Raw genomic sequence first — 22051 nt, forward strand, 5'->3', positions numbered from 1 at the left:
GGGCAGAAACGCCCCGTTTCTGCCCGATTTTTTACGGCTTCGGCCCGAACATCGCCTCAAGCTGCTGCGCGTCCGGCATACCAACCACCTGCTGCAGCTCGTTTTCCGCGTTCAGATAGTAAATAGCCGGCGTGGCGTTAGCGCCCAGGCTGTCCATCAGCGCCTGATGTTTCTGCAGGATCTCGACCGTTTCGCGGGAAGCGTCCCCTTCAGGCTTCGGCAATTTTTTCCCACCGGAAAGCTCGTATTCGCGCCAGGCCGAAACCGGATCTTTCGCATTCAGGATCGCGGAGGCGTTGCGCCCGCTGTTGGGGTTAAGAAACGCCACCAGCAGCGTGTTGAGCTGCACCTTGCCCGCCTTCACCCACGGCTGCGCTTCGGACCAGAACTGCTTGCAGTACGGGCAGAACGGATCGGCGAAGACGAAGACCTTACGCGGGGCGTTATCGGCCCCTTCCTTCAGGGGATGCGCCGCATTAAGGTTCTTCCACATCTCGCGACCCATCGGAGCGTAGATCTCTTTCTGGAAATAGCCTTCGCTGAGGTTTTTTCCTTTGTCATCGTACAGATAGCCCGAAATAACGTGCTTGCCGTCCGGCGTTAAAAAAAGCGTCACGCCCATGTCCTGATATTGCCCCAGCCAGGCCGGTGCGCCGCCGGGAGCATCCAGTTTCTTAATAATTTTGATCTGCTGCTGCTCGCTGAACTGCTTCACCACATCCGGTATGGCCTCAGCGGCCTGGGCCAGCCCTGAGGTCGCCAGCGCCGAAAGTAACAGTAATTTTTTCATTTCCCTCTCCGGTTTGTCGGGGGCATTCCGCCCCCTTCAGGTTAGCGGTTTTTCAGTGCGTCACTGACAATTTCGTCGAACTCTTCAAAAGGCACCCAGCCGGGCAACAGCCCTTCGCCGATAAGCGTGGCGGGCGTGCCCTGAATTCCCATTTTTTCTGCGACGATCAGGCTGCGCTTAATCGTTATCATGCTCTCCTCATCCGGCGTCGTGATGCTGACACCTGCCCGCTTCTGCGCCTCCTGAATGCTGGCGTCATCGTGGTATCCCTTTTTGGCCATCAGGGTATGGTTCAGTTTCATAAACTGCCCGGGATCTTTACGCCAGAGCGTTAACGCATCACGCGCGGCGGTCAGCGAACTTTCCGAGCGGAAAGGCAAAAACTTAAAGACCACCGCCACATCCGGGTGTTTTTCGACGATCTTCTCCAGGTACGGATCGAATTTCTTACAGTACGGGCAGTTGTAGTCGGTAAACACCACCAGGGTGAGCTTTGGATTTTTCGCGCCGATGCGCGGGGAGTTCGGATCGTTAAACAGGAAATCCGCGATCATCTTCTGCGCACGCTGCTCCTGGTCCGGCGTCAGCGGCTGGGCTGCCATCACCTGAACCGAGGCCAGCAGGAGCATAAGCGTAATAAAGAATTTTTTCATGATGCATTAGCCTTTTGCGTTATTCAGGGTGGTGACCAGAGTGTGCTTGTCCAGCAGCGGCGAGAGGATCTCTCCGTCAGGCGTGCCGGGGCCATAGATCGCGTTAAACGGAATGGCGTAACGATTTCGCTTCGCCAGAAAGTCCGCAATAAACGCGGAGGGCTGGCTCCAGTCTCCGCGCAGGGCCACCACGTCCGGCTGGCTCAGCGCGGCAATAACGTCCGGCTGACGCAGTACCCGGTGCTCGTTAACTTTGCAGGTCACGCACCAGTCTGCCGAAATATCCACAAACACCCGTTTCCCCTGCGCCAGCGCCTGCTGGATGGCTTCCTCGCTCAACGGCTGCCACGGGATGGTCTGTGCCACGCTTTGCGTGGTGGCGTCAGAGTGTGAGTTGAGCAACCCGCGCAGCTGATACCCGCCAGACACCGACAGCGCGATGACCACGACCCAGAACAACGGCGAGGAGGTTTGCCCCTTCTTCGTGAACAGCGCCAGCGCGATAACGATCAGCACCAGCATCACGATCTGGCTGGCCGCTTCACCCAGATGCACGCTCAGTAGCGTCACCAGCCAGAGGCTGGAAACCAGCATCATCAGACCCAGGATGATTTTTAGCGTGTTCATCCAGCGGCCCGGTTTCGGCAGCAGCATGGCCGTTTTCGGTACCAGGGCAACAAACAGCCACGGCAGGCTCATGCCCACGCCGAGCATCAGGAAGATAAGCCACAAAGAGTACAGCGGCGCGCCAAGCGCAAAGGCAACCGCCGTACCGAGGAACGGCGCGGAGCACGGCGTGGCCAGCAGCGTGGCGAACATCCCTTCACAGAAGCTGCCGCCAGGCCCCGCGCCCCCTGCCGTCGCCAGCCGACCGGCGGCGGCAGATGGCAGAAGCATCTCAAACGCCCCGAACAGGTTCAGCGCAAACAGGAAGGTCACGGCAACCATCAGGCCGATAAACCACGGGTTCTGGAACTGAATGCCCCACCCCAGCGACGCTCCGGTCAGCTTAAGCGCGGTCACCATCGCGGCCAGCAGCATAAAGGAGGTGATGATCCCGGCGCTGGTGGCCAGGAAGCGCAGCCTGATGGCGCGCCTGTCCGATCCCGCCTGCAGGATGCTGTTAAGCTTCATGCCCATTACCGGCAGCACGCAGGGCATCAGGTTCAGGATCAGCCCGCCCAGCAGGGCAAAAAGCACCATTTTGCCCGTTCCGCCCGGTGCGGAAGGCTCTGCGGGGGCAGCCCCAACGGTCATAGTGGTTTGCTGCGCGTTACCGCCATTGGTCAGCACAAACGACAGCTTCTTGCCTTCCAGCGAGGCGGGTTTATCGCCCCATTCGTCGGTCACGGGTACCGTCACCCGAAGCGTATTGCCGTCGTGTCTAACGATCGGCTCACCGGGAAGAATGTCACCCTCCAGCGGGTCAAAGTAGATCCCCGGATTATCCCACTTCCCGTCCGTGGTGCCGGTAATCACCAGCTTGTCGTCAGAGAGCCAGGCGGACAGATCCGTGGATACGCCCGACGTGCCCGGAACGGCGCGCATCGCTTGCTGGAAGGCGGCCTGGAAGCCCTCATCCACCGGCTGGTTAAAATCGAGATGCAGCGGGTAGTCCGTCAGCAGGCAAACGTTACTGCACGTGGAGAGCGTGAGCGTCCCGCCCAGCGTGTCGCTCTTCACCCCGTCGAGAACGATCGGGATCGTGACCTTGTCGTGATACCCCTGCGTGGTCATGCCGGAGATATCGAAGCGCGACGGCACCGGCCAGGACCAGCTGTCCGTTACGCCTTCCGGCCAGCTGATTTTCGGGGCCACGCCGCCCTCGCCCGGCGATCGCCAGTAGGTTTTCCAGCCGGGCTTTAGCTCAACGGTGAGCAGGCCTTTAATGTGCGTTTGCTCCCTTTCCGCCTGGAAGCGGATGCGGGCGTGATCGTTTTGTGGGGAGACCAGCCAGCCGGTGTCTGCCGCATGGACAATGCCGATGCAGGCCAGCCACAGGAAGACGAATCCCCTGAAGAGGTTAACCATGTTTTACTCCGTGAACAGTGAAAAATTATCGTGTTAAGACGATGATTTTCATTCACGGAAAACGCAGTTTTTAAGGTGTATTCGGGGAGGCGGTGCCTGAACGGGCTGTTCCGCGGGAGCAAATGCCCGCCCTTGCGTCAGCAGCTGTAACAGCGCGAAGAAGATAATGATGGCCGGCAGCGCGCCGTCGAAGAACAGCGGCTGGGCACAAAGAAGCGACTGGGCGCCTAGCTGGCAGGGCGATGGCCCGGACTGCTCAGTATTGCTTTGCGTTGGGGCATCTGCACTCAGTGAAATCTGCGGATCCAGTCCCTGTAAAAAATGGTTGAGATACACCGCACGCTGCACGAGGCAAAGCGCCATCGCGAGACAGGTGATGATCAAAAGCCATTTTCCGAGGAGCTGACGGTTGCGCATAATATTCCAGAATAACAAGACGCCCCGATCATAAACGATAGTGATGAATCTACAAGTGTCCGGAGTGTAAGGTTTTGTCTGTCGCCGCTATTCACCCGTCAGCGCGTCGTAGATATCCCGCAGCCGCGTGCGCAGAAACAGCACCGCCTTGTGCTTGCGGGATAACAGCGCCTGCTCGCTGGCCCCCGTCTCCTCTGCCAGCTTTTTAATGCTGTAGCCGTGCAGCTCGGTCTTTTCAAACACCTCGCGCTGCGGCGGCGGGAGTTCTGACAGCGCCTGCCCCAGCTCTTCCCACAGCAGCGTTTTGAGATACTCCTCCTCCGGCGTTTGCGGTACGCCGAACAGGGTTTCGGCCAGCTCGTCTTCGGGGAACCCCTCTTCGTCTTCGCCCGTAAAATAGCCGGAGAACGACACCTCGCGCTTTTTACGCGCCCGGTCGGTCATCTCGTTACGCGCCGCGCGGAACAGCCAGGCCGCGACGTTTTCAACCGGCTGCTCCACTTTCATCAGCTGATAGGTCACTTCCTGCAAAATGTCGTCGGCATCATCGCGAACGGACGTCCGTCCGCGAATGAAGGCTTTCAGCCGGGCGCGGCAGGCACTGAGCGCCGACATCAGCATGGAACCGCCCGCCTCACCAGCTTTCATCTCGCTCACTCTGCTTCCGGCGTTTTTGGCGCGGCGTCATCGCGCTTATCGTCACGATGGCCGTGCCAGCCGCAGTGCCCGCGCCCGTAGCGACCAAATCCTTCGCGGCGCTGCTGAATAAACGCCTCGCGCTGTTCTGGCGTCATGTTCATCCAGCGCTCGTGCATCCGGCGGTGCGCGCCAAACATCCCCGGGCGGAAACCCAGCCCGCCAAACAAAATGCGGCTCAGCACCAGGATTCCTAATGCCTGCCAGAACCCGATGGCCTTCACGCCGAGGATCGCCGGGAGCAAGGCGTTCCAAAGGGACATCACCAGCAGGCCGAGTACGATGAAAATCACCGCGCCGATGATTAAACCTTTGCCCATGCGGTGGCGACCGAATCCGCGCCCGTGCCCTCTGCCGTGCATTTCAAAATCTCTCATGGTGTTTACCTCGTTTACAGTAACTGATTATGGCTTGTGATGAGGTAGACGGATGAGGGGGGGAAATATTGCTGGGGTGAATATAAATTTTTTGCTCACGACCGGTAGCGTTCTTAAGCAATGGCTGCAATTCCTTGATATTTCAAATTTTTATAACTACGCTAGGTGATACATCCAATGATGGAGAGTTCAGATGAAACGGATTCTTGTTTGGTTCTTAAAGTCGTTCTTTTATCTCATTCCCGCGGCATTAATTGTTGCGTGTATATATCTGTTTGTACGCTATGTTCCGGATTACGCCGCAATCCTGAGCTCCATCTGGATGGTGGCTGTTTCAGTGGTCTATATTATTTTTAACAGGTGGTATTAGTCTGACATAAACATCAAGGATCCTAAATGAATAGTTTGTTAACCTAACTAACGTTGGATTTTTGTTACTAGAGTTTCAACAACCGCCATAGAGTCTCGCTGGAGTTTCGCTCAATAACGGGACGTAAGTTATTGATATTATCTCCATTAAGAGATATGTTTTAGTATACAACCTCATAAAATTGAAAAGGAAAACCAATGAAAATTGAAGCTAATGATAAAGAGATACAAGATATCTTTTCATCAGGATATTTCAAAATTCCCAGATTCCAAAGGCCCTACTCCTGGGAGAAGGATGAAGTAGAAAATTTCTGGGAAGATATAACTAAAAATAATGATGAAAATTATTTCATTGGTTCCATGGTTGTATTTCAATCCGTAAAGCCTTATTTTGGCATTGTTGATGGGCAACAACGTTTAACTACCATAACAATAATTTTATCTGTAATTAGAGATGCATTTCTTACATTAAAGCAAGACAACCTCGCAAGAGGAATACATAAATACATAGAAAAAGCAAACGTCGATAATGAAGATGAGTTTATTTTAAATTCCGAAACATCACTCCCTTTTCTACAAGGAGTTATTCAATCATACAAAAAGAACATTATCAAAGATGAAATTGGGGTAGAAGAAAGCAATCTCCAAAATGCATACAACTTGATAAAAAACAAATTAACCTCATTAATTCCACAGATAACATCTTATGATAATAAACAAATAGAACTTTTCAATGATGTTAAAGATAGTCCTATTCAAAAACTAAAAGACATCAGAGATAAAATACTTGCACTCAAGTTGGTGTTTATTCAACTTGATAATGAAGATGATGCCTATTTAATATTTGAAACTCTTAATGCCCGTGGTCGTGATTTAAAAACATCAGATCTAGTGAAAAACCTTTTCCTTAAAAAATTAAGATCAAACAATTCGCGATTTGATGCTGCAAAAATCTCATGGAATAATCTTGTATCTAAATTCGATAATGATTCAGGTGAGCAAACGTTAGATAATTACCTTCTTCATTATTGGTTGTCGGAGCATAAATACATCACTGATAAGAAGCTCTTCCCGGAGATAAAATCAACGCTAGGAGATGATAATCAGAAAGCCGAAAACCTTTTGAATACCATAATAAAAACAGCCGATTATTATAAACAAATAACTTATCCTAATAGTGTTGAATGGAGTAAACAAGAGTTAAAAATAAAAACGATATTTGAGAATCTCAATTTATTCAAAGTCAAACAACAATCATCAATGACACTTGCTCTTACTCGCGCATGGAGAGAGAATAAGATAACACTAAAAGTCCTTAAATCGTCCCTTGAAAAAATAGAGTATTTTCATTTTGTATTCAATGCAATAACATCACAGCGTTCATCTGGAGTGATCGCCACAACTTATTCAGAACATGCTATCAACCTAACCGCAACGAGTTCACATGATCAAATACAGTCTATTCTAAATTCATTATTTAAATCCCTAGATTCTAAATTACCTAGCTTTGATGAATTTTATGTTAACTTTGCTGAATTAAATTATCTTTCAAATAAAACAAGAAACAAAAATATAATTAAATACATACTATCGAAGCAGTTGGGTGATGCTATATCCTGTCTTAACATAAACCATCACCTTTTGACTATTGAACATTATATCCCAGAGTCAAACATTAAATCCGGAGTTCCAGGCGATATAATTGGAAGCATTGGTAACCTATTGCTAATCGATGAGGTAACAAATAATAATATATTAAAAAACTCCGTCATCGCTGAAAAATATAGCATATTAAACAAAAGCGGATATCCATTAACCCAAACTTATATAATGAGTCCTTTGTGGGGAGAGCAGGAAATAAAACAAAGGACCGAGATGATTGCAAAGCAACTCTATAATGGCACTAGGTTATTTTAAACAAAAATGCCTGAGCCCCCTCAGGCATTGCCTTAAGTTCTTTCAAAGCCACAATCAATTATAAAACCCTACGCCACTAATGATTTTTCCATATATTCCCTCCTAATTCCACTTTGCTGACGAACATCAAGTTTGATTATACATACAAAAACAAGCATGACGTAAGATAGGTCAGAACCATATAAACTATCGGCACCAATAACACTTAATAAATATTTTACCAAATAACACCCCGGTTATTTTTCACTACATCAACGCCCCCGAAACACTTATATTTAATGATTTATAAAACCCATTCTAATTTACTAAAGAAAAACTCGCAACCTGTATAACCCTGTGACGCGTCAACGAAACAGAATATAATCTCAACACCTAATACTTCTTAGATAAATAATTGCCTGTGAAAGTGGATATTTTAATGCTATCTAAGCGCCGTCTTGACTTATGAATAAAACCTACAAAAAGAGTAGAATAAAAGAGTTGCGTAGCATGCCTTTTCTTTTATACCCGCCACAAAAAAGGCCCCCCAAGGAGCCTCCCACCATCAATCAAGCCTGCACCGGCAACCTAAAACTCGAAATACTCCGTGAAAGCTGCTGCGCCTGCTCTTCCAGCGATGCCGCTGCCGCGGCAGACTGCTGCACCAGCGCGGCGTTCTGCTGGGTTACGCCGTCCATCTCGGTCACCGCCTGCCCGACCTGACTGATCCCGCGGCTCTGTTCTTCAGAGGCGACGGAGATTTGCTCCATCAGCGTATTCACCTTATTCACCGACGAAATAATCGAATCAATCACTTCGCCCGAGCGGTTCACCAGCTCCGCACCGTTTTTGACGCTGGAGACCGACTGCGCAATCAGGCTCTCGATGTCCTTAGCCGCCACCGCGCTTTTCTGCGCCAGAGTTCGCACTTCGCTGGCCACCACCGCAAAACCGCGGCCCTGCGTGCCGGCGCGCGCCGCTTCAACCGCCGCGTTCAGCGCCAGTATGTTGGTCTGGAAGGCGATGCTGTTGATCACGCTGGTAATGTCTTCGATGCGCTTCGAGTTCGCAGCAATGGTGTTCATCGTGTCGATGACTTCGCGGGTCACCGCTTCACCGGTGTGGGCATTGTTCACCGCGTCCTGCACCAGCTTTCCGGCCTGATACACATTATCGGTATTATTCGCCACCGTCGCGCTCAGCTCTTCCATGCTCGCCGCCGTCTGGGTCAACGCGGAAGCCTGCTGCTCGGTACGCGAAGCCAGGTCGATATTCCCGGAGGCAATCTCCTGGGCCGCGTGCGTCACGGTATGACTCGCATCGCGCACCTGGGCGATGGTGGCAAGCAGTGCCTGACGCATCTGCTCCATCGAGCCCATCAGGTGGTCGATTTCGTTATGCGCACTCCCCTTCACCGGCACCGGAATGTCCAGCTTGCCTGCGGCAATCTGGCTGCAGTGCTCGCGCGCCAGGTTGACCGGGGCAAAGACGAAGCGCTTCATGAAGATGCTGACAGCAACGATCACCACCACAAACAGGCAGGCAATAACGGCAATCATCACCAGGCCGGACACGAAATTGCTGCGTGCATCCTCGTTCAGGCTTTTGGCGTATTTCTGGTGGACGGATAGGACCTGGTCGAGAATGATTTCGTACTGCCGATCGAGACGGGAAACTTCCGGGATCAGGGCGTTAAATTTGGCGACATCGTGCGCCGCAGCGGCATCGATCAGCGGCGCCAGCCCCTGATTGCGGTAGTTTTGCCAGGCGTCCTGATAGGCACTCACCAGCGGCGCTTCATCCGTCAGACGCGGCGAAGCCATAAACGCCGCAAAGGCATTGTCCGCTTTGGTCAGCGCCTCTTTCACGGCGGTTAGCTTTACAGACTCGTCCGCCGCGTTGCCCGCTTCCACCATCTTCACGTACTCCATCACCCGCACGCGCAGCGTACGGCTGTGGTTGATGGGGTCAATAATCGACAGCACCACCTGGATCTCTTTGTTCACGTTATCCAGCGAGTTATTACTTTTAATGATGAGGCCAACGCTGGTAACGATGCTGACAACAAAGAAGAAAAGCAGCGAGAACAGGACAATCAGGGACGACTTTTTCAACGACATAAACCAATACCTCAAGGAGAATTATTCCTTATGGTTATCGGCGCTTCCAAAACTTAAATTAATTAAAGTTATTGATGGATCGGACGACGCTATACCCCTGACTTATAGCGCCGCTGCAGGGTGGCATCCAGCTTGCGCTGCAATGGCTGCGGCGTCTCCCCTTCGATCAGTTTGCCAATCAGATCAAAGCAGTGCCACGCCAGCTGGCGGTTGTCCTGGCGAATGGTATCCACCGGGATCGTCAGCGAATCATACAGATAGTGATCGTCAAAGCTGGCTAACCTGATATCGCTTTGCAACAGGTTGTGCTGGCCCATATAGCGCAACACCCCTTCCAGAAGCCCACAGGCGGCGGTGAAAAGCGCTTTTGGCGGACGTCCCAGACGCGCACAAAGTTCAGCAAACATCTCGTAGCCGGAGCTCGGGTGATAGTTGCCGTGAATGATCCACTCGGGGCGCAGTTCCACACCGGCTTCACGCAGGCCTTGCTTAAACCCGTCAAGACGGTCGCGCGTCGGAGAAAGCCGCGGCTGGCCGCCGAGGAAGTAAAATTCATCCGGATGCTGGCGCGCGATGTCCGCTACCAGTGCCGTTGTCGGGGTAATCGAGTCGGTGATCACCAATGGCAGCGCGCTGTCGTTCATATGGCGGTCAAAAAGCACCACGGGCAGCTGCTCGCTGAGCTTCAGGTAGTCCGCATCGTTCAGCATGCTGGAGGCCACAATCAGCCCGTCCACCTGACGCGCCACCATGTTGTTCACCACCACCGTCTCCTGCCCCGGGTTTTCATCGCTGCAGGAGATCAGCAGTTGAACGCCCGCCTCGCGGCACAGCGTCTCCAGCTCGTGAGAAAAGACGGCGAAACCGTAGTTGGTGATTTCCGGAACGACAAGACCAATAGTGTGGCTGCGGTTGTCGCGCAGCGACCTGGCGTGAATGCTGGGCTGATAGTGGTGCTCTTTGGCAATCGCCAGCACGCGTTCGCGCGTCTCTTCCGCCACGCGAAGCTCTTTGCTGCGCCCGTTCAGGACCAGACTGGCGGTGGCTTTTGACACACCCGCCAGCTCCGCGATGTCTTTAATGGTGACGCGTTTTGTTTTTCTCACAACGACTTAGATCCGGCTGCCAAAACCCTCATTCTATCATGCAGGCGCGCAGCGACCAGTAGCGTAATGTGATGTCGGACGCACCTTCGAATCGCACCCGGGCCGGATGGTCAGGAAAATAGCGGCTGCTCATCACCCCTTCGCCGTGATTGATGAAAATTTCGACGCTGGAGCGGTCGCACAGAACGCGTAAATGAGTCACGTCGCCCTGCCAGTAGCGGGTCAACGTTTCACCGGTTTTCAGGCTCGCGCGTTCAAGCCGTATGCCCTGCTCATCGACGCTGAGACGCAGCGCGCCGGCAAAATCAACGCTCGCGTGCGATGCGCCCAGCTCAAACTCCAGGCGCGTCGCATCCAGGTCTGGCGCCTCGCTGGCGCGTCCCTGCCAGCGCTGCTCATCTTTACGCAGCGCCGCCAGCTCGCGGGCCGGGGTCTGCCAGAGCCTGCCATCGCGATAGCGTAATTCACGCGGGCAGGTCATCTGGTGCATCCAGCCGTGCGCCCGCGTCGGCTGAAGCATCTCTTCTCCATCCGGTACGCCCATCCAGCCGATAAGAATGCGTCGACCGTCCTCCGCCTGCGTGGTTTGCGGAGCGTAAAACTCAAAGCCCGCGTCCAGCTCGTGAAGCTCGCCGTGATCAAATGCGGCGCTGGCATAGTCAAACGCCCCGCTCATCCAGGTGGCCGGATAGGTGTTGAGGTAGCGATGCGGCTCGCGCGCCAGCCCCTGCGGGCAGCAGATCAGCACGTGCGTGCCGTCGAGGGCAAACAGGTCCGGACACTCCCACATATATCCCGCATCCGTCAGGTCGTTGACACCGTGACCAGCGATCTCCCCGCAGGACGCCCAGGCGTGCAAATCGGCTGATTTAAACAGCAGCACCTTGCCGCGCTTTTGCACATCCTGCGCGCCGAGAACCATGTACCACTCCCCGTCGTGCTGCCACACCTTCGGGTCGCGTACGTGGCCAGTGTAACCTTCCGGCAGCGCCAGCACCGAACCCAGCTTCTTAAAGGTTCCATCCGCTTGTTCCTCCGCCAGGCATTGCCAGGCGGTGCGGCTGCCGTCATCAAACTTAACGTTGCCGGTGTAGCACAGGGTCAGTACGCCCTGGTTATCCACGGCGCTACCGGAGTAGCAGCCGTTGCGGTCATACTCTTCGTCGGGCATCAGCGCCAGCGGCTCATGCTGCCAGTGCACCAGGTCCGCAGAGCTCCAGTGCCCCCAGCATTTAAAACGATGCTCGCAGGCCAGCGGGTTCCACTGATAGAACAGGTGATAGCGACCAGCAAACCAGATAAACCCGTTCGGGTCGTTCATCAGCCCCGTCACCGGCGCGGGGTGCCACTGCGGATAGTGGCTATCCGCCAGCGCCCGCGGCTGCCCTTTCATAACGGCCTGCAGGATCGCAGGCCAGCGGGAAAGTTGCGTCATTATTCAGAGTCCGTTTTATATTTCAGCAGCAGCGAGACGGTAAACGCCACGCCGAAGGCGATCACCATGCCGATAATATAGTTGAGGAGCGAGCTGGCCTGCACGATAGCCATACCCGGAATAGCGGTCAGCCCCACGGCGGTCATATACACATGGACTGACACCACCCAGGCCCCGCCCGCTGCGCCGCCGATCAGCGCGGCGATAAACGGCTTCACGAAGCGCAGGTTGATACCAAAAATGGCCGCTTCGGTGATGCCCAGCATCGCAGAAAACGCCGACGGTAAGGTAATGGCTTTGATTTTCGCATCTTTGGTTTTAAACCACACCGCCAGACAGGCGCCGCCCTGCGCCACGTTCGCCATGGCCCAGATCGGCAGCAGGAAGTTCACGCCAATCGACGGATTCCCCAGCAGCCCGGCTTCAATCGCGTGGAAGCTGTGGTGAATACCGGTGATCACAATCACCGAGTACAGGCCGCCGAACAGTAGCCCAGCCAGCCAGCCCGCGTGGGCGATCAGCGTGCTCAGGATAAAGGAGATGCCGTCGCCCAGCGCACGCCCTGCCGGGCCGATAATCAGCAAGGCGATAAAGCCGGAGATAACGACGGTGAGGAACGGCGTCAAAATCAGATCCAGGGCGTCCGGGATCGCGCGGCGCAGGTTCTTCTCGACGATGCTCATAAACCAGACGGCCAGCAGCACCGGGAATACCGTGCCCTGATAGCCAATCATCGCAATCTCAAGGCCGAAGAAGTTCATGGTGTGGAAGCCGGAAGCCACGCCCCAGGCGTTGGTCAGCGCCGGGTGCGTCAGAATGCCGCCCAGCGTCGCGCCCAGATACGGGTTACCCCCAAATTCCCGCGCGGCGGTAAAGCCGATCAGGATTGGCAGAATGATAAACGCTGCCGAGCTGCACATATCCAGCATGATGTAGAGCGCGTTATCTGCATTGACCCAGCCGTAGGTTTTCACCATCCCGAGCAGGCCCATCAGCAGACCGGACGCCACAATCGCGGGAATGATCGGGACAAAGATGTTGGAGAGCAGACGCGCAATGCGCTGGAACGGGTTCAGCTTGCGCGCCGCCAGGTCCGCGGCTTCCGACTTACTGGATTCGCTAATCCCCGCCGCCTGAATAAACGCGGCGTAGACTTTATTCACCACGCCCGTGCCGAAAATCACCTGCATCTGCCCGGCGTTACGAAAACAGCCTTTAACGCCCTCGACCTTGCCGATAGCCTGCTGATCGGCAAGCGCGTCGTCGACCAGCACCAGACGAAGACGCGTAGCGCAGTGCGCCGCGCTGGCGATATTTTCCTTGCCACCGAGCAGCGGAATAAGCTCGCGGGCGATTTGATTAACATCCATAGATACCTCTGCCTGACTTCTTTTTATGATGTGCGAAACGCCCCCGCGGGCGGGAGCGTGATGGGTTAAAACCAGGTTTCCATCTGGACCCCAAAGTTCCATTCCCCGCCGGCGTTGAAGCCGCTGCTGCCAAAGGCATCATCGCTGGCGTAATTATCCAGTTTGCTGCTCCAGTCCATCCAGGTGGCGAACAGGCGCAGCTCCGGGCGGCTGAAGAAATCGCCGATTTTGCTCGCTTTTAACGTCGGCGCAAAGGTCAGCTTGTAGAAACTGCCGTTGACGGCGTTGCGGTCCTTATAGCCTTCCGGATTTAAATCCATGTACTGATAGCTTCCCTCAAACGCCAGGGCGAAGTTCTGGGTCACCTCTTTAATCAGGCGGGTGTTGAGCGTCACCCACTCATAGCTATCGCCCTTGACGTAGCGATCTTTACTGCTCTGCGCCAGCACGGCAGGCGCGATACTCCAGCCACCGCCAACAGGCGTGACACCGTAACTTGCGAAGCGCCAGGTATCGGCCTCAGACAGCAGCGCCCCGTCGGAACCGATGCTCTTAACTTCTGCCCCCAGGCCGTGACCGTACAGCAGTGCCGTTTTGGCACTCCCTTCGCGCAGGCCGTAGAAGCTCTCGTTGTGCAGCCCAATCAGCGCATGCACGCCGTTATTGGCCGCGTCGGTTTTGATGAGATCGCCGTTGGTGTCTTTACGGTCGTCGTTATCTTTCGCCCGCAGGCCGCTGACCATCACCTGCAGCGGCCCGGCGAAGTGGTTCATGCTGAGGATATAGTTCTGAACGTTATTGTCGGTCTGTTCCACGCTGCCGAAGTTGCGGCCGTAGATGGAGAAGTTGCTGCGCAGCGAATCGTTCCATTTCACGTCGTAGACGCCGCCGCCGGTACCGGCGAGGAACACCACGTCGGAATCCAGCCAGTGAATGTCAAAGTTGTCGCGGTCAAAGCGTTTACCCGCCCAGAAGGTGCTGCCCTTCAGCGCGCCGGTAAAATCAGGCAGATTGCCCAGCTCCGCGAAGGCCTGGCGAATATTGAGATCGCTGGTATCAGCGGACCAGTCGTTATAGGTTCGCTGACCGTCGGCCAGCATCGCCTTGAAGCGCGTGGTCGCCCCGTTATCCAGAGTTTGCTTGTGCTCCAGGTTCAGCTCGACGTAAGTGTCGGCTTCGTTACCCAGACGCCCTACCGCACCGCCGGTTTCCCCGGCTGGCGTCAGGTACGGGCCGCTTTTGCTGCTGGAGGCCGCGTCGTTCATCAGCAGGCCGGAGCGGGCATAGCCGTGGAACTCAAACCCGCTGCTTTGATCCGCTTTTTGCTCCAGCGCGGTGGTGCGCTGCGCCACCGCCTGGGTTGTGGTTTGCGTCTGCTGCTGGGCGGCGACCAGCTGCTGCGTTTTTTGTTCGGCTTCGGTGGCGCGTTTTTCAGCGACCTGCGCACGCGCTTCAGCAGCCTGAAGGCGCTGCTCCATCGCGGCAAGGCGCGCTTCGATACTTGTCATATCCGTCTGGGCAAAAACAGAGGTACTGCCGGCCAGCATGCCTATCATCACGGCAAGTCTGCGTTTTTTATACATTTTGTCGCATCCCTAAAAGTATTAATCGAACGTGCTAAATTGCTAAACCGGTTTAGGTTGCTGATACTAAACCTGTGAATTTTGGATCGGCAATCTTTTTTGCTAAACCGTTTTAGTAAGTGTGATCGAGGCGACAATTCAGGCCGCCGGATAGCGGCCAGTGAGGGAAGGATTACAGGTCGTGCTGCCAGGGTAACGCGGTCATCGCCCCCTTTGCCGTGGTGGCTAACGCGCCGCAGCGCTGGGCTAAGGCGATTGCCGGGACCAGTTCCTGACCGGCGGCGAGCCCGTAGAGCAGCCCGGAGACGAAGGCATCGCCCGCGCCGGTGGTATCTACGCATTTCACAGGGGTTGCAGGATAGTGTTTCACCGCGCTCTGATGCCAGGCGATAACGCCCTCTTTACCCTGCGTCACCAGCACCAGACGCGCCGGACAGCGCTGCATCAGCGTGTTCAGACCTGCCTGTACCTCCGCATCGCCGGTTAAAAATGCCAGTTCCTCAACGGAGAGTTTGACCACGTCGGCGCTTTGCAGAGCCTGTTCCAGGCAGCGACGCAGCGCGTTCTCATCCGGCCAGAGATCCGGGCGAATATTGGGGTCGAAGCTCACATAACCGCCCGCCTTCCGGATGGCGTCCATCGCCTGAAAGGTCGCCGAGCGGCTCGGCTCTGCGCTTAGCGCTATGGAACAGACGTGAAGCCACTCGCCCGCCCTGAAGGTCGGCAGGTCGGCGGGTTCCAGAAACAGATCGGCGCTCGGGCGCACCATGAAGGTAAACGAGCGTTCGCCGTGGTCGTCCAGATCCACCACCACCGTCGAGGTGCGGTGTGCCGGGTCAAGGCGCATATGCTTCACGTCGACCCGCTCGTCAGCGAGCGTTTTTGCCATAAAGCGCCCGAAGGGATCGTCGCCAACTCTGCCGATAAATGCGCTTTTGCCCCCCAGCCGGGCAATGCCCACCGCCACGTTGGCCGGTGCGCCGCCGGGGCACTGCAGTAATCGCCCTTCACCATCAGGCAGTAAATCCACCACCGCATCGCCCAGTACCCAAATTTTCTTCATGTTATCCTCGCAGCTAAACAATATTAAACCGTTTTAGCTATTTAAGCACAGGCAGGGTAAAGGGGAAATAACGCGGGAGGAAAATTGCCTAGCGCATCATATGCGGCCAGCGAATATCGCCGACGCCGTTAAGCTGCGGACGGGCAAACAGGAAGCCCTGGAAGCGGCGGATCCCGGCCGATTCGAGCCAGCACCACTCCTCTATTTTCTCGATACCCTCTGCGACCAGGGTAATTTCGAGGTCTGAGCAACAGCTGATGATAGAGCGCACAATCGCCTGCTTCGGGCCGCTGAGGTGGATATCGCTGATAATTTCACGGTCGATTTTGATTTTATCCGGCTGGAAGCGGGTCAGCAGCGAAAGACCGGCATAACCGGAACCAAAATCATCAATCGCCAGGCCAACGCCCTCGGCACGAAGCTGTTTAATGGCGCTATTAAATTGATTAAGCCCGGATATCATCTCGTTTTCAGTAATTTCAACGACCACCTGCTCCGGCTGGAGGCCATGTTTTTTAATCTGCTCGACCAGAAATTCCACTGCGCCGGGGACATTCACCAGCGACATCGGCAGCAGATTGACCGCAATTTTATGGCTGCCAATCCCCAGTTTTTCCGCCAGCGCAAAGGCATACGCTTTCGTCTGGAGATCGACTTCGTAGATTTTGTCCGGGTCGAGGGTGCTGAAGAAATGCTCCGGGCTGCCGCCATCGTTGCCGCGTATCAGCGCCTCGAGGGAGCTGATCTTCCCTTCCGAGGGATCGACAATCGGCTGAAACGCAAACTGGCAGGTTTGGCTGTCAAGCAGGCCCAGACTCTCGCCCAGCGGTAAGGTTTCCGTTGCGAGCGTCCATTTTGCCGGATCGTATCGCCCGCCCGCCAGGGCAGAACGTTTGTTAGTAATAAATGTCTGGATAAATTTGAACACCCGGTCATCGGATGTCAGATAGCTGTCGAGCTTGCTGTAATGCAGAACCTGCTGCAGCACCTCTTTTGGGGACTGGATTTGCAGGTCAAAAAGCAGCATACCGACATTTTCGAATCGTCTGCGCGGGCCGTAATCCCGCATCAGTTCAACCACCCCACTGTGCCGTTTGTCATCACGGATGGTATGGAACAGCTTAACTACGCTCTCTTCTGAACCTTCGAGAATTTGCAGCACGTCAGTGCCTTTTGCGAGCAAAACCCCGGTGATATTCAGACTGGCATTGCGGATCCGGGCCCGCTCCACCAGCTCCCTCAATGCGGATGAATGACAGGATAATTTCAACTGGCTTCGGTAAATCAGCGTGGTCAGCACAAAAGGTGTTCCGATGAGAAAGAGCGGTGCATTGAAGCTACTGTTTAACATACTTTAACAATGCGACCTAGCTTATTCACGCCACAAGGGAACGTTACTTTTCCCCGTCCCCGATCCGGCTGTTAATCCTCTCCTGCATATAGTTGTAAAACGGGTTCGAGGTGACCCGCATTAGCGCCTCTTTGCCAACGCTCAGCACGGACGTTTCGCCCCACAGCGCAATCGTCCCCAGGCTGATCCCGTAGCGGTTTTTCACGCCTGGCTCACGACCGTAGAGATCGTCATCCGGCGGGAAAGGCACGGCAACGTGCGAGAGCGAATAGACATCCTGCGGCCAGGACTGCGCAAGCGGCACAACCGTCTCCCGCGTGCTGCCTGCCGGGGTTGTCTTCGCCACCGTCGCAAAACTGTGCTCGCTGGCATTGGTGATTATCGTGACACTGTAACGCCTCTTTGCAACCGGCAGCAGCGCCGAGGTTGCTGTCCACGACGACGGCTTAAACAGCGGGCGGAAGCTCGCCGCCTGGTTGATGTCAAACACCACCAGCTCGCTGCCGTTTGCCGGAAGCTGGTCAAACAGACCGCTCACTACTGCGCGGGTGCTGACCGTAGAATCCATCACCGACTGGAACGCCAGTACCGGCGGCAAATTCGCCAGCCGGTTTTCACGCGCCTCGCGGCCAATCTGCTCCTGCAGGGCCTTCGTCAGCAGCCACGACTGGCGGGCGGCGTTCACCGGGAACGAGTTGTATTTATACGGGTTATATTCCGGAGAGATATTCAGCCACGCCGCTTTGGCAAACGCCGGCAGCAGCGCCGGTAGCCCGGCAAAACCGGCAAAGCGCGCAAAGGCCGTTACGCCGATCATCGGAGACAGCAATACCAGCTGCTGCGGCTGCCGCAGCGTTGGGGAATCAAGCGCATCGAGGGCATATTTCATTGCCAGCGCCCCGCCGTTGGAGTACCCCACCAGATGCAGCGGCACGTTCTCCCCCGCCAGGCGCGTGGCTTCCCGCATGGCACGACGCGTTGCGGCGAGCCACATCTCCCAGTCAACGTCCGTCAGCGCGCCGGGCGCGGTGCCGTGTCCGGGAAGGCGCGGAACCACGGCCACAAAGCCGTGCTGCTGATAGTTCACGGCAAGGTGCCTGACGCTGTAAGGCGAGTCCGTCAGCCCGTGCAGCAATACCACCGCGCCGCGCGGCTTCCCGTCCGGTATCAGCACAAACGATCGGTTGGCATCGGGAGCAAACTGACCGGGCCACACCAGGCTCTGACGATAAAAGCGGTTTAATGGCGTACGTTCCTCGCCCTCTGTTTTCGCCGTCACGGCGCGATCAAGATCGACGAAAATGGCGTTTTCCCGGGCGATATACCCGGCAAAATTGGCGTTATCCATCTCGCGCACGGACATCTCGCCCGCCCGCCAGGTGTGCCAGAGGTGCAGCTCCGGCCCCTGCTGCGAGAGATAGACCCGCACCGCCAGCAGGACGACCAGGACGATCCCCACGACCATCCCTGTTTTCTTTGCAAGCGCCACCAGGCGCACGCTGACTCGCCAGGGCAAATTCGCCATGCCGGGATCCTTTTAGTGTTTTCAGTGCCGCTATCTTATCAAAAATGTGAACGGGCTGACGTATTCACCAAATTCATACCGTCCGGTTCAGCCAGTGCACCAAAAGTGAACTACGCTGCACAAATGTTGATCATCGGTTAACAATTTATTGCGTGAATTTTACAACGCAGCGGGTTTTCACCTCCCTGTGAACATGGCACGCGTCATGCATTGTTAACCCGGTAACACAAATCCAGCTTTTGACAGCCAGTTAACAGCGAGGCGGTATGACGACGAAACCCGAGATGTTGAGCCGTATCGAAGCGACGTTCAGCCAGCTTACGCCCAGCGAAAAGCGGGTCGGAAGCTGGCTGCTGGCGCACGCCGCGCAAATCCCGTTTGAAACGGCGGAGAGCGTCGGTCTGGCGAGCGGGACCAGCGGAATTACCGTCGGACGCTTCCTGCGCAAGCTGGGATACCGCAACCTGGAAGATGCCAAAAAGAGCCTGCGCGATCCGTATCAGCCCTGGGGCATGAACGAGCGGCTGGACTCCTGGCAGCAGCAGCGCCCCCTGCCCAACCGCCTTCAGCACGCCCTGTCGCTGGAAGTGGACGCCATTACGCAGGTGTATCAGCTGGCGCAAACGGACGCCTTCCGTCAGGTGGTGCACAACCTGGCCCACGCCGACGCGGTGTTTGTGCTGGGGATCCAGTCCACGCGCGGGATCGCCAACGCCTTCTTCAGCCACCTTGAGTACCTCCGCCCGCGCGTGAGTTATTCCGAGGGCGCTTCCGGCAGCTGGGTGGAATCCCTGAACTCGGGGTTTTCGCACCCTTACGTTGTGCTGACCGATACGCGCACCTACTCCGCGATGGCCCGCCAGTACTGCCGCGTTGCGAGCGAGAAAGGCGTTCCTCTGGCCTTAATCACCGACATCTGGTGCCCGTGGGCGCGGGATTACCCGATGGATTTACTGCAGGTGAAAACCGATACCGGTCATTTCTGGGATTCACTTGCCCCCGTGAGCTGTCTGTTCAACCTGCTGCTGTCGGGCGTGGTGGAAGCGCTGGGTGATGCGCTTCCGGCGCGCCTGGCGGTAAACCGACAATTACAACAAGAGTTTGGTCAATTCGAACGCTAAAGGAGCGGAGCTATGCCCGATGAGAGTGAACTGATTGATGTGGCGAAGACGTTTCCCACGCTGCATATCGATCTGAAGTACGCCACCGCCGACAACATCACCGGCAGGCCGATCTATCAGGAGGCGCTGTGCCTGCTGCATACCGACGCCGCCACCGCGCTGGCAAAAGCCATCAGCATTGCCGCCCTGGCCGGGCTGAAGCTGGTGGTGTACGACGCCTACCGGCCGCAGCAGGCGCAGGCTCAGCTGTGGGACGCCTGCCCGAACCCGGAATATGTCGTCGATGTGGCAATTGGCTCCAATCACAGCCGCGGCACGGCCATCGACGTCACGCTGATGGATGAGCATAACAGCGTGCTGGATATGGGCGCCGGTTTTGACGAAATGCATGACCGTTCGCATCCGTATCACCCCTCCGTACCGCCGCATGCCCAGCGCAACCGTCTGCTGCTGAACGCCATCATGTTCGGCGGCGGTTTTGTGGGGATTAGCAGCGAATGGTGGCACTTCGAACTGCCGAACGCTGCCAGCTATCCGCTGCTGGAAGACCGTTTTGCCTGTTTTCCCCTGACGCACACCTCTCTTTAACCTGGAGCACTGCCATGAAAACAACGCTTCTCACGACCCTGATTGCCGCCACGCTGGCGTTGAGCGCCCCGCTGGCGCTGGCTGCCGTCCCGAAAGACATGCTGGCAATCGGTAAAGCCGCCGACCCGCAAACGCTCGATCCTGCCATTACCATCGATAACAACGACTGGACCGTCACCTATCCGTCTTACCAGCGCCTGGTCAAGTACAAGCCCGGCTCTACCGAGGTGGAGGGCGATCTGTCGACGGGCTGGAAGGCCTCCGACGATCAGAAAGAGTGGACCTTTACCCTGGCGGATAACGCCAAATTCTCCGACGGTACGCCGGTCACCGCCGAGGCGGTCAAACTCTCCTTTGAGCGCCTGCTGAAGCTCGGCCAGGGGCCATCTGAAGCCTTCCCGAAAGATCTGAAAATTGACGCCGTGGATGAGCATACGGTGAAGTTCACCCTCAGCCAGCCGTTCGCGCCTTTCCTCTACACGCTGGCCAACGACGGGGCGTCCATCATTAACCCGGCGGTGCTGAAGGCCAATGCCGCGGACGACGCGCGCGGTTTTCTGGCGCAAAACACCGCCGGTTCCGGGCCGTTTATGCTGAAGAGCTGGCAGAAAGGCCAGCAGCTGATCCTGGTGCCAAACCCCCACTGGCCGGGCGAGAAGCCGCACTTTAAGCGCGTCTCGGTGAAGATTATCGGCGAGAGCGCCTCGCGCCGACTGCAGCTTTCCCGCGGCGATCTGGACATCGCCGACTCCCTGCCGGTCGATCAGCTTGCGGCCCTGAAGCAGGAAGGCAAAGTCGCCGTCGCGGAATACCCGTCCCTGCGTGTGACCTATCTCTACCTCAACAACAGCAAGGCGCCGCTCAATCAGGTGGATTTACGCCGGGCCATCTCCTGGGCGACGGACTATCAGGGGATGGTGAAAGGCATTCTGAGCGGCAACGGCAAGCAGATGCGCGGCCCGATCCCGGAAGGCATGTGGGGCTTTGACGCCACCGCAATGCAGTACAGTTTCGATGAGGCCAAAGCCAAAGCGGCGCTGGAAAAGGTCAAAGACAAACCCGCCAGCCTGACCTTCCTCTACTCGGACAACGATCCGAACTGGGAGCCAATCGCCCTCTCCACTCAGGCCAGCCTCGGCAAGATCGGCATTAACGTCAAGCTGGAAAAACTGGCCAATGCCACCATGCGCGACCGCGTCGGAAAAGGCGATTACGACATTGCCATCGGCAACTGGAGCCCGGACTTTGCCGACCCGTACATGTTCATGAACTACTGGTTCGAATCGGACAAAAAAGGGCTGCCGGGCAACCGTTCGTTCTATGAGAACAAGGAGGTGGATTCCCTGCTGCAGGCCGCGCTGAAAACCACCGACCAGGCGGAACGCACTAAAGATTACCAGCAGGCGCAAAAGGTGGTGATCGACGAGGCGGCCTACGTCTATCTGTTCCAGAAGAACTACCAACTGGCGATGAACAAAGAGGTCAAAGGGTTCACCTTTAATCCGATGCTCGAGCAGGTGTTCAACATCGCCACCATGAGTAAATAACGGTTCTTGTCGG

18 protein-coding genes are annotated in these 22051 nt (G+C 55.8%); 4 read left to right on the forward strand and 14 right to left on the reverse strand.

Annotated features, from left to right (window positions below; all coding sequences use genetic code 11):
• Positions 1–31: 31 nt before the first annotated feature.
• From dsbG to D5066_RS08585, 6 genes are all read right to left on the reverse strand, one after another.
• Positions 32–790 (reverse strand): thiol:disulfide interchange protein DsbG, encoded by a 759-nt coding sequence (gene dsbG, locus D5066_RS08560; RefSeq protein ID WP_080329147.1) that lies wholly within the window; start codon positions 788–790, stop codon positions 32–34.
• Positions 791–831: 41 nt separating this feature from the next.
• A complete protein-coding gene (locus D5066_RS08565; RefSeq protein ID WP_119915669.1) occupies positions 832–1443 on the reverse strand; it encodes a DsbA family protein in 612 nt (203 codons plus the stop codon).
• A 6-nt stretch (positions 1444–1449) separates the two neighbouring features.
• Positions 1450–3474 carry a protein-disulfide reductase DsbD family protein gene (locus tag D5066_RS08570; protein WP_119915670.1) on the reverse strand — a complete coding sequence of 675 codons (2025 nt, stop codon included), beginning with the start codon at positions 3472–3474 and terminating at the stop codon, positions 1450–1452.
• A gap of 48 nt (positions 3475–3522) precedes the next feature.
• Positions 3523–3891 (reverse strand): hypothetical protein, encoded by a 369-nt coding sequence (locus tag D5066_RS08575; RefSeq protein WP_080329150.1) that lies wholly within the window; start codon positions 3889–3891, stop codon positions 3523–3525.
• An 87-nt stretch (positions 3892–3978) separates the two neighbouring features.
• Complete coding sequence (locus D5066_RS08580; protein ID WP_119915804.1) at positions 3979–4539, reverse strand: RNA polymerase sigma factor; 561 nt, start codon at positions 4537–4539, stop codon at positions 3979–3981.
• A gap of 5 nt (positions 4540–4544) precedes the next feature.
• Complete coding sequence (locus D5066_RS08585; RefSeq protein WP_119915671.1) at positions 4545–4964, reverse strand: HMG-box domain-containing protein; 420 nt, start codon at positions 4962–4964, stop codon at positions 4545–4547.
• A gap of 567 nt (positions 4965–5531) precedes the next feature.
• Here D5066_RS08585 and D5066_RS08590 point away from each other — a divergent pair.
• On the forward strand, positions 5532–7250 hold the full coding sequence (locus D5066_RS08590) for a DUF262 domain-containing protein (protein ID WP_119915672.1): 1719 nt from the start codon (positions 5532–5534) through the stop codon (positions 7248–7250).
• A gap of 548 nt (positions 7251–7798) precedes the next feature.
• Here D5066_RS08590 and D5066_RS08595 read toward each other — a convergent pair.
• The 8 genes from D5066_RS08595 to D5066_RS08630 form a co-directional block, all read right to left on the reverse strand.
• Positions 7799–9349: a methyl-accepting chemotaxis protein gene (locus D5066_RS08595; protein WP_080329158.1), complete on the reverse strand. Its 1551-nt coding sequence runs from the start codon at positions 9347–9349 to the stop codon at positions 7799–7801.
• A gap of 89 nt (positions 9350–9438) precedes the next feature.
• On the reverse strand, positions 9439–10455 hold the full coding sequence (locus D5066_RS08600; RefSeq protein WP_119915673.1) for a LacI family DNA-binding transcriptional regulator: 1017 nt from the start codon (positions 10453–10455) through the stop codon (positions 9439–9441).
• Between the two features lie 28 nt (positions 10456–10483).
• On the reverse strand, positions 10484–11890 hold the full coding sequence (locus D5066_RS08605) for a sucrose-6-phosphate hydrolase (protein ID WP_119915674.1): 1407 nt from the start codon (positions 11888–11890) through the stop codon (positions 10484–10486).
• Positions 11890–13260, reverse strand: a complete 1371-nt coding sequence (locus D5066_RS08610) for a sucrose-specific PTS transporter subunit IIBC (protein WP_119915675.1) — start codon at positions 13258–13260, stop codon at positions 11890–11892. Before D5066_RS08610 ends, D5066_RS08605 begins: the two co-directional genes overlap by 1 nt.
• Before the next feature lie 65 nt (positions 13261–13325).
• Positions 13326–14843, reverse strand: coding sequence for a carbohydrate porin (locus D5066_RS08615; protein WP_119915676.1), 1518 nt, complete (start codon positions 14841–14843; stop codon positions 13326–13328).
• 172 nt (positions 14844–15015) lie between these two features.
• Positions 15016–15906, reverse strand: coding sequence for a fructokinase (cscK, locus tag D5066_RS08620; RefSeq protein WP_119915677.1), 891 nt, complete (start codon positions 15904–15906; stop codon positions 15016–15018).
• 88 nt (positions 15907–15994) lie between these two features.
• Positions 15995–17206: a diguanylate phosphodiesterase gene (locus tag D5066_RS08625; protein WP_119915805.1), complete on the reverse strand. Its 1212-nt coding sequence runs from the start codon at positions 17204–17206 to the stop codon at positions 15995–15997.
• A gap of 94 nt (positions 17207–17300) precedes the next feature.
• Entirely contained in the window at positions 17301–18782 is a 1482-nt protein-coding gene (locus D5066_RS08630; RefSeq protein WP_119915678.1) for an alpha/beta hydrolase, read from the reverse strand.
• A gap of 266 nt (positions 18783–19048) precedes the next feature.
• Between D5066_RS08630 and D5066_RS08635 the strand changes: the two genes are divergently transcribed.
• From D5066_RS08635 to D5066_RS08645, 3 genes are read left to right on the forward strand one after another with little or no spacing between them, the layout of a single operon-like run.
• On the forward strand, positions 19049–19903 hold the full coding sequence (locus tag D5066_RS08635; protein WP_080329165.1) for a MurR/RpiR family transcriptional regulator: 855 nt from the start codon (positions 19049–19051) through the stop codon (positions 19901–19903).
• A gap of 12 nt (positions 19904–19915) precedes the next feature.
• Positions 19916–20491, forward strand: a complete 576-nt coding sequence (ddpX, locus tag D5066_RS08640; RefSeq protein ID WP_048959010.1) for a D-alanyl-D-alanine dipeptidase — start codon at positions 19916–19918, stop codon at positions 20489–20491.
• Positions 20492–20505: 14 nt separating this feature from the next.
• Positions 20506–22038, forward strand: a complete 1533-nt coding sequence (locus D5066_RS08645) for an ABC transporter substrate-binding protein (RefSeq protein ID WP_119915679.1) — start codon at positions 20506–20508, stop codon at positions 22036–22038.
• Positions 22039–22051 lie beyond the last annotated feature (13 nt).

It is taken from the genome of Enterobacter chuandaensis, from assembly GCF_003594915.1.
Lineage (GTDB): Bacteria > Pseudomonadota > Gammaproteobacteria > Enterobacterales > Enterobacteriaceae > Enterobacter > Enterobacter chuandaensis.

Bases quoted from the DNA above. Each gene is read 5' to 3' on its own strand.
- D5066_RS08630 (WP_119915678.1), bottom strand. From the start codon at position 18,782: ATGGCGAATTTGCCCTGGCGAGTCAGCGTGCGCCTGGTGGCGCTTGCA.
- D5066_RS08580 (WP_119915804.1), bottom strand. From the start codon at position 4,539: ATGAAAGCTGGTGAGGCGGGCGGTTCCATGCTGATGTCGGCGCTCAGT.
- D5066_RS08610 (WP_119915675.1), bottom strand. From the start codon at position 13,260: ATGGATGTTAATCAAATCGCCCGCGAGCTTATTCCGCTGCTCGGTGGC.
- D5066_RS08595 (WP_080329158.1), bottom strand. From the start codon at position 9,349: ATGTCGTTGAAAAAGTCGTCCCTGATTGTCCTGTTCTCGCTGCTTTTC.
- D5066_RS08570 (WP_119915670.1), bottom strand. From the start codon at position 3,474: ATGGTTAACCTCTTCAGGGGATTCGTCTTCCTGTGGCTGGCCTGCATC.
- D5066_RS08615 (WP_119915676.1), bottom strand. From the start codon at position 14,843: ATGTATAAAAAACGCAGACTTGCCGTGATGATAGGCATGCTGGCCGGC.
- cscK (WP_119915677.1), bottom strand. From the start codon at position 15,906: ATGAAGAAAATTTGGGTACTGGGCGATGCGGTGGTGGATTTACTGCCT.
- D5066_RS08575 (WP_080329150.1), bottom strand. From the start codon at position 3,891: ATGCGCAACCGTCAGCTCCTCGGAAAATGGCTTTTGATCATCACCTGT.
- dsbG (WP_080329147.1), bottom strand. From the start codon at position 790: ATGAAAAAATTACTGTTACTTTCGGCGCTGGCGACCTCAGGGCTGGCC.
- D5066_RS08645 (WP_119915679.1), top strand. From the start codon at position 20,506: ATGAAAACAACGCTTCTCACGACCCTGATTGCCGCCACGCTGGCGTTG.
- D5066_RS08605 (WP_119915674.1), bottom strand. From the start codon at position 11,890: ATGACGCAACTTTCCCGCTGGCCTGCGATCCTGCAGGCCGTTATGAAA.
- D5066_RS08590 (WP_119915672.1), top strand. From the start codon at position 5,532: ATGAAAATTGAAGCTAATGATAAAGAGATACAAGATATCTTTTCATCA.
- D5066_RS08635 (WP_080329165.1), top strand. From the start codon at position 19,049: ATGACGACGAAACCCGAGATGTTGAGCCGTATCGAAGCGACGTTCAGC.
- D5066_RS08585 (WP_119915671.1), bottom strand. From the start codon at position 4,964: ATGAGAGATTTTGAAATGCACGGCAGAGGGCACGGGCGCGGATTCGGT.
- D5066_RS08565 (WP_119915669.1), bottom strand. From the start codon at position 1,443: ATGAAAAAATTCTTTATTACGCTTATGCTCCTGCTGGCCTCGGTTCAG.
- ddpX (WP_048959010.1), top strand. From the start codon at position 19,916: ATGCCCGATGAGAGTGAACTGATTGATGTGGCGAAGACGTTTCCCACG.